This window comes from Cellulomonas sp. NPDC058312, assembly GCF_042880135.1.
In the GTDB taxonomy this organism is placed as follows: domain Bacteria; phylum Actinomycetota; class Actinomycetes; order Actinomycetales; family Cellulomonadaceae; genus Cellulomonas.
The window spans coordinates 497,483-508,821 of sequence record NZ_JBHVZE010000003.1; the positions used below are offsets into that span (position 1 = coordinate 497,483).

At 74.7% G+C, this 11,339-nt stretch carries 12 protein-coding genes; 5 read left to right on the top strand and 7 right to left on the bottom strand.

From position 1 onward, the window contains the following. Positions 1-2: 2 nt before the first annotated feature. Together ACFVXN_RS11280 and ACFVXN_RS11285 are read right to left on the bottom strand one after the other, a co-directional pair. Positions 3-1,289 (bottom strand): adenylosuccinate synthase, encoded by a 1,287-nt coding sequence (locus tag ACFVXN_RS11280; RefSeq protein ID WP_389231865.1) that lies wholly within the window; start codon positions 1,287-1,289, stop codon positions 3-5. A 219-nt stretch (positions 1,290-1,508) separates the two neighbouring features. Continuing rightward, on the bottom strand, positions 1,509-1,931 hold the full coding sequence (locus ACFVXN_RS11285; RefSeq protein ID WP_389231867.1) for a DUF3151 domain-containing protein: 423 nt from the start codon (positions 1,929-1,931) through the stop codon (positions 1,509-1,511). Positions 1,932-2,023: 92 nt separating this feature from the next. On the opposite strand from ACFVXN_RS11285, the gene ACFVXN_RS11290 reads away from it, so the two are divergent. Beyond that, the gene (locus ACFVXN_RS11290; RefSeq protein ID WP_389231870.1) at positions 2,024-2,392 is read left to right on the top strand and encodes an STAS domain-containing protein; all 369 of its coding nucleotides are present in this window, start codon (positions 2,024-2,026) and stop codon (positions 2,390-2,392) included. 25 nt (positions 2,393-2,417) lie between these two features. Here ACFVXN_RS11290 and ACFVXN_RS11295 read toward each other — a convergent pair whose 3' ends face one another. Next, on the bottom strand, positions 2,418-4,592 hold the full coding sequence (locus ACFVXN_RS11295) for a SpoIIE family protein phosphatase (RefSeq protein WP_389231873.1): 2,175 nt from the start codon (positions 4,590-4,592) through the stop codon (positions 2,418-2,420). A 110-nt stretch (positions 4,593-4,702) separates the two neighbouring features. Between ACFVXN_RS11295 and ACFVXN_RS11300 the strand changes: the two genes are divergently transcribed. Next, positions 4,703-5,110 carry an STAS domain-containing protein gene (locus ACFVXN_RS11300; RefSeq protein WP_389231876.1) on the top strand — a complete coding sequence of 136 codons (408 nt, stop codon included), beginning with the start codon at positions 4,703-4,705 and terminating at the stop codon, positions 5,108-5,110. Between the two features lie 94 nt (positions 5,111-5,204). Here the strand turns inward: ACFVXN_RS11300 and fbaA are convergent, their stop codons facing one another. The 3 genes from fbaA to purT all read right to left on the bottom strand — a co-directional run bounded on the left by fbaA (position 5,205) and on the right by purT (position 8,210). Then, the gene (gene fbaA / locus ACFVXN_RS11305) at positions 5,205-6,227 is read right to left on the bottom strand and encodes a class II fructose-bisphosphate aldolase (protein ID WP_389231879.1); all 1,023 of its coding nucleotides are present in this window, start codon (positions 6,225-6,227) and stop codon (positions 5,205-5,207) included. Positions 6,228-6,333: 106 nt separating this feature from the next. Continuing rightward, positions 6,334-7,005, bottom strand: a complete 672-nt coding sequence (locus ACFVXN_RS11310; protein ID WP_389231882.1) for a TrmH family RNA methyltransferase — start codon at positions 7,003-7,005, stop codon at positions 6,334-6,336. After that, positions 7,002-8,210: a formate-dependent phosphoribosylglycinamide formyltransferase gene (gene purT / locus ACFVXN_RS11315; RefSeq protein WP_389231885.1), complete on the bottom strand. Its 1,209-nt coding sequence runs from the start codon at positions 8,208-8,210 to the stop codon at positions 7,002-7,004. Before purT ends, ACFVXN_RS11310 begins: the two co-directional genes overlap by 4 nt. 62 nt (positions 8,211-8,272) lie before the next feature. On the opposite strand from purT, the gene ACFVXN_RS11320 reads away from it, so the two are divergent. Both ACFVXN_RS11320 and ACFVXN_RS11325 read left to right on the top strand, forming a co-directional pair. Next, the gene (locus ACFVXN_RS11320) at positions 8,273-9,028 is read left to right on the top strand and encodes a VTT domain-containing protein (RefSeq protein WP_389231888.1); all 756 of its coding nucleotides are present in this window, start codon (positions 8,273-8,275) and stop codon (positions 9,026-9,028) included. Between the two features lie 44 nt (positions 9,029-9,072). After that, positions 9,073-9,840 (top strand): HAD-IIA family hydrolase, encoded by a 768-nt coding sequence (locus ACFVXN_RS11325; protein WP_389232601.1) that lies wholly within the window; start codon positions 9,073-9,075, stop codon positions 9,838-9,840. Between the two features lie 38 nt (positions 9,841-9,878). On the opposite strand, the gene pyrE is transcribed toward ACFVXN_RS11325, so the two are convergent. Next, complete coding sequence (gene pyrE / locus ACFVXN_RS11330) at positions 9,879-10,442, bottom strand: orotate phosphoribosyltransferase (RefSeq protein WP_389232604.1); 564 nt, start codon at positions 10,440-10,442, stop codon at positions 9,879-9,881. A 119-nt stretch (positions 10,443-10,561) separates the two neighbouring features. Between pyrE and ACFVXN_RS11335 the strand changes: the two genes are divergently transcribed. Next, positions 10,562-11,323 carry an SDR family NAD(P)-dependent oxidoreductase gene (locus ACFVXN_RS11335; RefSeq protein WP_389231891.1) on the top strand — a complete coding sequence of 254 codons (762 nt, stop codon included), beginning with the start codon at positions 10,562-10,564 and terminating at the stop codon, positions 11,321-11,323. The last annotated feature ends 16 nt before the right edge of the window (positions 11,324-11,339 follow it).

An 11,339-nucleotide genomic window follows, 5' to 3' on the forward strand; every position in this document is an offset into this window, starting at 1 on the left:
GGTCAGCCGAGCAGGTCGTGGATCGCGACGGTCGCCTCGCGGCCCGGGCCCACGCCCACGGCCGAGATGCGGGTGCCGGAGATCTCCTCGAGGTGCGTGAGGTACCGCTGCGCGTTCACGGGCAGGTCGGACAGCTCACGGGCCTGGGAGATGTCCTCGGACCAGCCGTCGAGGTACTCGTAGACCGGCTTCGCGTGGTGGTAGTCGCTCTGGTCGTCCGGCATCTCGTCGAACCGGCGGCCGTCGACGTCGTACGCCACCGCGACGGGGATCCTGTCCCGGCCGGTGAGCACGTCGAGCTTGGTCACGACCAGGTCCGTGAGCCCGTTCACGCGGCTCGAGTACCGCGCCACGACGGCGTCGTACCAGCCGGTGCGGCGCGGCCGCCCGGTGGTGGTGCCGAACTCGCCGCCGGTCTGCCGCAGCCACTCGCCGTCCTCGTCGAACAGCTCGGTGGGGTACGGGCCCTCGCCGACGCGGGTGGTGTAGGCCTTCGCGACGCCGACCACGCGGTCGATCCGGGTCGGGCCGATGCCGGAGCCGGTGCACGCGCCGCCCGCGGTCGCCGAGGACGACGTGACGAACGGGTAGGTGCCGTGGTCGATGTCGAGCATCGTCGCCTGGCCGGCCTCGAACACGAGCGTCTTGCCGGCGTCGAGGGCCTGGTTGAGCACCAGGGGGGTGTCCGCGACGTACGGGCGCAGCCGCTCGGCGTAGCGCAGCAGGTCCTCGACGGCCTCGTCGACGGTGATCGCGCGGCGGTTGTAGACCTTCACCAGCAGGTGGTTCTTCTGGTCGAGGGAGCCCTCGACCTTCTGCCGGAGGATCTTCTCGTCGAACAGGTCCTGGATGCGGATGCCGACGCGGTTGATCTTGTCGGCGTACGCGGGGCCGATGCCCCGCCCGGTGGTGCCGATCTTCCGCTTGCCGAGGAACCGCTCGGTGACCTTGTCGAGCGTGCGGTGGTACGGCGCGATGACGTGCGCGGCGGACGACACCAGCAGCCGCTCGGCGGACACGCCGCGGGCCTCGAGGGCGTCGATCTCCTCGAACAGCACCTCGATGTCGATGACGACGCCGTTGCCGATCACCGGGACGACGCCGGGCGACAGGATGCCGGACGGCAGCAGGTGCAGGGCGTACTTCTCGCCGCCGATGACGACCGTGTGCCCGGCGTTGTTGCCGCCGTTGAACTTCACGACGTAGTCGATCCGCGAGCCGAGCTGGTCGGTCGCCTTGCCCTTGCCCTCGTCACCCCACTGGGTCCCGAGCACCACGACGGCCGGCATGTGATCACCACTCCCACCCTGCCCGGCGGCGGCCCGCCCGCGCGGCACCGAGCGGGTGGCTCGGTCGCGGGAGGTCCGGGTACCGGACGGCAGGCACCCCGGTTCCTCCGGAAGATTACCGGAGCGACCGGCCCGGCGTCGGGCGGGTCCGCGGCTCGGCGCGCGTCGGCCCGCGTCGACACGGGCGGCGCGGTGCCGATCGCGACGGCCCTCGCGGACTCAGCGCAGCTCGGCGACCTCCGCCGCGGACGTGCCCGAGTCGGTGAGGAACTGCGTGCAGCGCTGCGCCTCGTCGTCCTCGCCGATCGCCTCGGCGGCCTCGGCCAGCGCGAGCAGCGCCCGGAGGAACCCCTGGTTGGGCTCGTGCTCGGCGGGCACGGGCCCGCGGCCCCGCCAGCCGGCGCGCCGCAGCGCGTCGAGGCCGCGGTGGTAGCCGGTGCGGGCGAACGCGTAGGCGGCGACCGGGTCGCCGTCGTCGGCCAGCGCGTGCTCGGCGAGCAGGGCCCACGCGAGCGAGGACGTCGGCACCTCGCGGGCGGCGTCGCGCAGGTCACCGCCGCGCGCGAGCACCGCCCGGGCGTCGGCGTCGGCCCCCACGGGCAGGCGGGTGGGCTCGGGCTCGAGGAGGTTCGCACCGGTCATCCGCCCAGTGTGGCAGCCGCGAGCGGGTGCGGACCCGCCGGGCGGGTGGTTACAGTCGGTCAGCCTGCCCGTCCGCGTCCGGAGGACCCCCCATGATCGAGATCGCGACCTCGGCTGCGACGACGACGCTCGTCATCGCCGGTGATCTCGACCTCGCCGAGCGCGACCAGTTCCCGGAGATCGCCGCGCGCGTCGTCGGGCTGCGCCGGCAGCTGCTGGTGATCGACATGTGCGACGTCACCTTCATGGACTCCACGGGCGCCGCGTTCCTCATCTCGCTGGCGGACGCGAGCCGCAAGCGCGGCGGTGCGACGGTGCTGCGCGGTGCGGACCCGCGGGACCTGTTCGTCCTGGAGATCTGCGGCGCGCTCGAGCTGTTCCGGATCGACGCGGAGCACCGGTGCAGCACCGCCGCCGGGTCGACCGACGAGGCCGACCTCCCGACGGACGCCTCCCGCTAGACCCCGCTCAGCGCCCAGACCCCGGTCAGCGCTCCGTCGGCCGCACCCGCGCCCACACGAGCTTGCCGCCGCGCGAGGGCCGCCAGCCCCAGTCGGCCAGCTGCTCGACGATCCGCATCCCGAACCCGCCGATCCGTCCGGGGTGGCCCTCGGTCGCGACGGGCGGCGTCGGGTTGGAGTCCTCGACCTCGATCCGCAGGCCGTCGCCGGTGTCGTGCAGGCGCAGGGTCACGCGGCCCCAGCCGTGCAGCACGGCGTTGGCGACCAGCTCCGAGACGACGAGCTCGGCGTTCCCGGCGTCACCGAGCTGCCACGCGTGGCAGGTCCGCACGACGGCGTGCCGCGCCCGGGCGATGGACGCCGGTTCGCCGGGGAGCTGCCAGCGGCGGCTGCGGACGTTGCCGCCGTGCCCGGAGGTGTCCGTGAGGTCGGGGACCCGCACGACGACGACCGCGACGTCGTCCTCGGGCCGGTCCGCGAGCCGCGCGAGCAGCTCCTCGCCGATGCCGGCGGAGTCGACGGCGGTGGCGCCCTCGGCGACGGCCCGGAGCGCGGCGAGCCCGTCGAGGAGCGACCGGTCGCGGCGCTCGATCAGGCCGTCGGTGTAGAAGACGAGGACGTCGCCCGGCCGCAGGTCCAGGGCCGCGGTCGAGCGCCGGCCGTCCCCGAAGCCGATCAGGGCGCCACCGGCCCCGTCGAGCAGCGTCGCCGCGCCGTCCCGCACGAGGACGGCGGGCAGGTGGCCGGCGCGCGAGTACGCGAGGTGCCAGGTCGGGCACGCACCGTCCTCGCCGCCGCGGCGGGTCAGGGTGGACAGCACCAGGCCCGCCGACCGCGGGATGCGCATGCCGCCGACCAGCTGGTCGACGCGCTCGAGGACGGGACCGGGCTCGGTGACCTCGAACGCGTAGGCGCGCACGACGGACCGCAGCTGCCCCATCGCCGCGGCGGCCTCGACGTCGTGGCCGACCACGTCGCCGATGACCACCCCGACCACGTCGCGCGAGACCTGCACGACGTCGTACCAGTCGCCGCCGACCTGCGCGTAGACGACGTTCGGCGCGTAGTACGACCACACGTCGAGCCCGTCGACCTCGGCCTGCTCGGGCAGCATCGCCCGTTGCAGCGTCTCGGCGACCCGGTGCTCGCGGGCGTAGAGCCGCACGTTCTCCATCGCGAGGCCGACGCGCCGCGCGGTCAGCGACAAGATGGTCCGGACGCGTTCGTCCAGGCCGCCGCGGGTGGGCGCGGGGCGGCCCGGGGGCACCGTGGGAGCGGCGACGACGACCAGCAGCCCGAGCACGCGGTGCCGCCCGGGCAGCGGGAGCACGGCGACGTGCTCGGGGTCGAGGGCGAGGCCGAGGCGGTCGCGCAGGTCGGCGACGAGCCAGGCGGACGCCGAGCCGGGATCGTGCGGGGCGCCGAGGTCGAGGTCGAGCGGGAACGCCGCACCCTCGCCCTCGCCGTCGAGCAGCCGCTGCACGGGGTCCTGGCCCGGCGTCCCCCGCCCGCGCACGTACCCCGGCCGGGCCGCGCCGCCGGACGGGCTGCGCCGCACGGAGCCGCGTCCTGCCCGGCTGGTGTCGATGCCGTCCGCGGCGTGCAGGCCGTCGTCGTCGACGTAGAACCCGGCCCACGCGACGACCCGCCGGGCCAGCAGCTCGGCGATGGCGCGCAGGCCGTCGGGGTCGTCGAGGTCCATCACCAGGTCGGAGACGGTCGCGATCAGCGCGAGGTCCTCGCTCTCCCGCCGGACCACCTCGACCTCGGCGGCGACCGCGGCGTCGTGGTCCACCTCGGCGGTGACGTCGACGAGCGCCGCGACCCAGTGCGTGGTCGTCGTGCCGCCTCCGGCCGCGACCGGGGTCACGAGCGTGCGGGACCAGAACCAGTCTCCCCCGGCCCGCCGGAGCCGCAGCAGCGCGGACGTGGCGCGGCGGGCCTGCACGGCCTCGCTGAGGTGCCGCAGCCCGGAGCCGTCCTCGGCGGACATCGCGACGAGTCCGGCGGCCGGCCCGGCGACGTCGGAGAGCGTCAGCCCGGTGGCCCGGGTGAAGGCCTCGTTGACCCAGACGACGGGCCAGTCGGGCTCCTGCGCGGCCGCGACGACGGCGGGCATCCCCTGCACGTGCTCCAGCGCGCGCCGCAGGCCGTCGAGCGCCCCGTCCTCGCCGGTCCCGGGCGTGGAGTTGACCACCACCGCCTCCGATCGTCTAGCGTGCGAGCCATGTCCGGCGAAGCCACCCACCGGACGACGCCGAGACACCCGGTGCGGCCGATGCGGCCGCCACCCGGACGGAAGGGAGCATCGTGCGCGACGGTAACAGCACACCGCCGGGCGGGCCCACCGGGGACGCAGGCGCCTCCGCGCCGACCGTACCCGCTCCGCGGGACGCGGCCGGGGAGCCCGGTTCGGTCCACGTCATCCTGTCCCCGGACCGGACGACGATCGTCCTGTCGGGCGAGGTCGACGCGGACCTCGGGCCCGACCTGGCGCAGGCCACCACGGACGCGGAGGAGGCGGGCGTGCCGATCGAGGTCGACACGCACCACGTGACCTTCATGGACTCGTCCGGGGTCGCGTTCCTCGCGCGCCTGACCAGCCGCACCCCGCACCGGGTGCGCCTGCTGCACGTCCCGCCGACGGTCCAGTTCCTGCTGGAGGTCACCCGGATCGGCGAGCTCCTCGACGTCGTCGAGGACGAGCCCCGCGTCTGACCCCGCGGGCCCCTCGCACGCAACGCCCCCCCGCACGCACGAGGGCCCGGTCACCGCACGCGCGGTGACCGGGCCCTCGTCGTGGTGCGGGTGCTCAGCGGAGCTTGTTGCCCGCGGACCGCAGCTGCTGCGACGCCTCGACGATGCGGGCGGCCATGCCGGCCTCGGCCAGCTTGCCCCAGGCGCGCGGGTCGTAGGCCTTCTTGTTGCCCACCTCGCCGTCGACCTTGAGCACGCCGTCGTAGTTGCTGAACATGTGGCCGACGACGGGACGCGTGAACGCGTACTGGGTGTCGGTGTCGATGTTCATCTTGATGACGCCGTTGTCGACCGCCTCGGCGATCTCCTCGGCGGTGGAGCCCGAACCGCCGTGGAAGACCAGGTCGAACGGGTCGGTCTTGCCGATCTCCGCGCCGACGGCCTTCTGGATCTCCGCCAGGATCGACGGGCGCAGCTTGACGGCGCCCGGCTTGTACACGCCGTGCACGTTGCCGAAGGTGAGGGCCGTCAGGTAGCGGCCCTTCTCGCCGGCACCGAGCGCGCGGACCGTCGCGAGGCCGTCCTCGGCCGTCGTGTAGAGCTTCTCGTTGATCTCGGCCTCGTGGCCGTCCTCCTCGCCACCGACGACGCCGACCTCGATCTCGAGGATCGTGCGGGCCGCCTGCGACAGCTCGAGGAGCTCCGCGGCGATGACGAGGTTCTCGTCCAGCGGGATGTCCGAGCCGTCGAACATGTGGGACTGGAAGGTCGGGTTCTTGCCGGCCTTGACCTCCTCGGCCTCGAGGGCCAGGAGCGGGCGGACCCAGGAGTCCAGGTTCTTCTTGACGCAGTGGTCGGTGTGCAGGGCGACCGTGATGCCGTAGCCCTGGGCGACCTCGGCCGCGTAGGCCGCGAGCGCGCGCGTGCCGGAGACGCGGTCCTTGACCGTGGAGCCCGACGCGTACTCGGCGCCGCCGACGGACACCTGGAGGATGCCGTCCGACTCCGCCTCGGCGAAGCCCTGCAGCGCGGCGGTGATCGTCTGGGAGGAGGTGATGTTCACGGCCGGGTAGGCGAACTTGCCCGCCTTCGCCCGGTCGATCATCTCGGCGTAGACCTCAGGGGTGGCGATCGGCATCGCAGCGGCTCCAAAGAAGAAGTGGGGTTTTCGCTATCGCACCAAGTCTGGCACGAGTCGCGCGCAGGGCGTCCGGGACGTCCTGCCCACGGGCGCCCGGACGTCGTCAGGCGGGTGGGGGGCCCGCGTGCCGGACGACCCAGGCGTGCATCGCGATCGCCGCGGCGGCGCCCGCGTTCATCGAGCGCGTCGAGCCGTACTGGTCGATGTGCAGCACCGCCTCGGCGGCCTCCTGCGCGGCCGGGGTCAGCCCGGTCGACTCCTGGCCGAGCAGCAGCACGCACGCCTCGGGCAGCGGGTAGCCGCCGAGCGGCACCGACCCGGGGACGTTGTCGACGCCGATCACGGGCAGCCCCGCGGCGCGGGCCCAGGCCAGCAGGTGCGCGACGTCCGGGTGGTGGTGGACGTGCAGGTAGCGGTCGGTGACCATCGCCCCCCGGCGGTTCCAGCGGCGCCGGCCGACGACGTGCACCCCGGCGGCGTTGAACGCGTTGGCGGTGCGGACCACGGAGCCGATGTTGAGGTCGTGCGCCCAGTTCTCGATCGCGACGTGGAACGGGTGCCGCCGGGTGTCCAGGTCGGCGACGACGGCCTCGACGGTCCAGTACCGGTAGCGGTCGACGACGTTGCGGCGGTCGCCGTGCGCGAGCAGCTCGGGGTCGTACCGGGGGTCGTCGGGCCACGCCTCCGGGCCGCCGGGCCAGGGGCCGACGCCGACCTCGGGGGCGTCGGGTGCGTCGGGCCCCTCGGCCGCGTCCGGGTCCCGGGGGTCGGTCACGCCGGGTCCAGCGTCACGGTCAGCGCCGCCGCCGCGGCTCGGGCGCGGTCCCGCGCCTGCGCGACGTCGGCCCCGCGCGCGACGGTGACCGCGACCCGCCGCCGTCCGGCCACCGCGGGCTTGCCGAACAGCCGGACCTGCGCGGTCGGCACCGCGAGCGCCGCCTCGACGCCGGTGAACCGCGGCACGCCGGTCCCCTCGGCGAGCACGGCGCAGGACGCCGCGGGGCCGAGCTCGAGGACCTCGCCGGCGGGCAGCCCGAGGACGGCCCGGGCGTGCAGCGCGAACTCCGACAGGTCCTGGGACGCCAGGGTCACCAGCCCGGTGTCGTGCGGCCGGGGCGAGACCTCGGAGAACAGCACCTCGTCGCCGACCACGAACAGCTCGACCCCGAACAGCCCCCACCCGCCGAGCGCCTCGGTGACGGTCGCGGCCACCCGCTGCGCCGCGGCGAGCGTCGCCGCGGGCAGGGGCGCGGGCTGCCAGGACTCCCGGTAGTCGCCGTCGACCTGGACGTGCCCGACGGGTGCGCAGAACGTCGTCCCGGCCGCGTGCCGCACGGTGAGCAGCGTGATCTCGGAGTCGAACCGGACGAAGCCCTCGACGATCACCCGCACGGCAGCCCCGCCGTCGGCGACCGCGCGGCCCCCGGTCTGCGCGGCCGTCCAGGCCGCCTCGAGGTCGTCCGCCGTGCGGACCACCGACTGGCCCTTGCCGGAGGACGACATCACCGGCTTCACCACGCACGGCAGCCCGACCTCCGTCACGGCGGCCCGGAGGTCGTCGAGGGTGTCGACGAACCGGTACGGCGAGGTCGCCAGCCCCAGCTCCTCGGCGGCGAGCCGGCGGATGCCCTCGCGGTCCATCGTCAGCCGCGTGGCGCGGGCGGTGGGCACCACGCGGACGCCGGTGGCCTCGACGTCGGCGAGCACCTGCGTGGCGATCGCCTCGATCTCGGGGACGACCACGTCCGGGCGCTCGGCGTCGAGCACGGCGCGCAGCGCGTCCGGGTCGAGCATGTCGACGACGTGCGACCGGTGCGCGACCTGCATCGCGGGTGCGTGCGGGTAGCGGTCGACGGCGACGACCTCCACGCCGAGCCGCTGCAGCTCGATCGCGACCTCCTTGCCCAGCTCGCCCGAGCCGAGCAGCAGGGCGCGGGTGGCGCCGGGGGTGAGCGGGGTGCCGAGGGAGACGGGGTTCACGACCGCCATCCTCGCGCAGCACGGGCCGGGGGTCCCGGGACCCGAGCCGTACCCTGGGCGGCATGCCCTTCTCGTCCGCCCTCGCGGCCCTGGCCCCGGCCGTCGGCGTCCAGCCCGCCCTGCTGCCCGACTGGCTCGACGCCGAGCACCTCATCTCGTCGTTCGGCTCGTACGCGCTGATCGGCATCGTGCTGGTCGTGTTCATCGAGACGGGCCTGCTGTTCCCGCTGCTGCCGGGCGACTCGCTGCTGTTCACGGCGGGCGCGCTCGTCGCGCAGGAGGCCCTCGACTTCCCGCTGTGGCTGCTGTGCCTGCTGCTGTTCGCGGCGGCGTTCCTCGGCGACCAGGTGGCGTACTTCATCGGCCACAAGGCGGGCCCGCGGCTGTTCAACCGCCCGGACTCGAAGATCTTCAAGCAGCAGTACATCGACCAGACGTACGCGTACTTCGACAAGTACGGCGGCCGGACGGTGATCCTGGCGCGGTTCGTGCCGATCGTGCGGACCTACGCCCCGGTCGCCGCGGGCGTCGGGAGGATGCGCTACCGGACCTTCATCTCGTACAACGTGATCGGCGCGTTCGTGTGGGGCGTCGGCGTGACGGTGCTCGGCTACCTGCTCGGGACCATCGCGTTCGTCCGGGACAACATCGAGGCGCTGGCGGTGCTCATCGTCCTGATCTCGGTCGTGCCCGTCGCGATCGAGCTGTGGCGCGGGCGTCGCGCCGCCCGGCGCGCGGGCGGTACCGCCGGCCGGGACCCGCGGTACGACGAGCCGGCCGAGCGCGCCGACGTCGAGCGGAAGGCCTTCGACCAGTGACCACGCACAGCACCCCCCGACCGATCACCTCGTGGCTGTCCGACATGGACGGCGTCCTCGTGCACGAGGGCACCGCGCTGCCGGGAGCGCCGGAGTTCGTCCGCGCGCTGCGCGACGGCGACCACCCGTTCCTGGTGCTGACGAACAACTCGATCTTCACGCCCCGCGACCTGCGCGCCCGGCTGGCGTCCTCGGGCATCGAGGTGCCCGAGGAGTCGCTGTGGACGTCCGCGCTGGCGACCGCCCAGTTCCTGCGCGACCAGGAGCCCGGCGGGTCCGCCTACGTGATCGGCGAGGCCGGGCTGACCACCGCGCTGTACGAGGCCGGCTACACGCTGACCTCCGCGGACCCCGACTTCGTCGTGCTCGGCGAGACCCGCACGTACTCGTTCGAGGCCATCACCCGGGCGATCCGGCTGATCCAGGGCGGCGCCCGGTTCATCGCGACCAACCCGGACGTCACCGGCCCGAGCCAGGAGGGCGACCTGCCCGCGACGGGCGCGGTCGCGGCGATGATCTCCGCCGCGACCGGCCGTCAGCCGTACTTCGTCGGCAAGCCGAACCCGATGATGATCCGCTCGGCGCTGAACCGGATCGACGCGCACTCCGAGACGACCGCGATGATCGGCGACCGGATGGACACCGACGTCGTCGCGGGCATCGAGGCGGGCCTGCGCACGTTCCTCGTGCTCACGGGCTCGACCCGCCCCGACGACGTCGCGCGCTACCCGTTCCGCCCGACCCACGTGCTCGACTCGATCGCCGACCTCGTGGACCGGGTCCCGGAGTGGGCGGTCACCCCACCCGCCTGACGCCGGCTGCTCGCCCGGACGTCGACCGGGCGGACCCCTCAGGCCAGGCCGAGGTCCGTCAGGTCGAACAGGAAGTGGTACGGGACGCCCAGCGCCTCGATCTTCTCCCGCGCGCCGGTGTCGCGGTCCACGATGACGGCGACGCCGCGCACGTCGGCGCCCGCCTCGCGCGCGGCCTCGACGGCGGCGATCGGCGACGCCCCGGTGGTCGAGGTGTCCTCCAGCACGACGACGGCGCGACCCGCGACGTCGGGGCCCTCGATGCGGCGCTGCATCCCGTGCGCCTTCGCCTCCTTGCGGACCACGAACGCGTCGAGGTCCTGCCCGCGCGACGCCGCGGCGTGCAGCAGGGCGGTCGCGACGGGGTCGGCGCCGAGGGTCAGGCCGCCGACGGCGTCGACCTCCGCCGTGCCCAGCCCGACCTCCTCGAGCCGGTCGAGCAGCACGTGGCCGATCAGCGGGGCGGCGCGGTGGTGCAGGGTCACGCGGCGCAGGTCGACGTAGTAGTCGGCCTCGCGCCCGGAGGACAGCGTGACCCGGCCGCGCACGACGGCGAGCTCGACGATCAGGTCGCGCAGCTGCTCGCGCGGGGTGGGGGACATCGGGGAGTTCGTCACGCCCGCCAGGGTAGCGACCGAGCCGTCGCCGTCCTCGCTCCCCGTGGCGCGCGGCGACTCCCACGCGGCGACAACGAGCCGTGCGGGTCCGTAGGGTGACCCGCATGGGAACCGCACTGATCACCGGGGCGAGCGCCGGTCTCGGCCTCGAGTTCGCCTGGCAGCTCGCGACCGCGCGTCACGACGTCGTCCTCGTCGCGCGGGACGCCGAGCGCCTGGAGCGCCTCGCCGCGCAGCTGCGCGCCGCCGCGGGCGTGCACGCCGAGGTGCTGGTGGCCGACCTCACCGACACCGGCGACCTCGGTCGCGTCGCCGAGCGGCTGCGCGCTGCCGGACGTCCCGTCGGCCTGCTGGTCAACAACGCGGGGCTCGGGCTCGGGCAGCGGTTCGTGGGCGGGGACCTGGACCGCGAGGTCGCCGCGCTCGACCTGATGGTCCGGTCGGTCCTCGTCCTGTCGCACGCCGGCGCCGGCGCGATGGTCGAGCGGGGTCGCGGCGCGATCCTCAACGTCGCGTCGGTCGCGGCGCTGATGGCGTCCGGCACGTACTCGGCGCACAAGGCGTGGGTGCGGTCCTTCACCGAGGGGCTCGCCGTGGAGCTCGCGGGGACCGGCGTCACCGCCACCGCGCTGTCCCCGGGTCTCACCCACACCGAGTTCCACGAGCGCGCGGGGCTGCCCGGCGCGGAGAGCTACCCCGAGCTGGCGTGGCTGAGCGCGGACCGGGTGGTGGCCGAGGCCCTGGCGGACGTGCGTCGCGGTGCGGTGCTCTCGACCCCGAGCCTGCGCTACCGCGTCGCCTCGGGGGTGCTGCGCACCCTGCCGCGCTCGGCGGTGCGCCGCCTGGGTGCGGCACGCCGCCGCTGACCGACCCGGCGGCGGC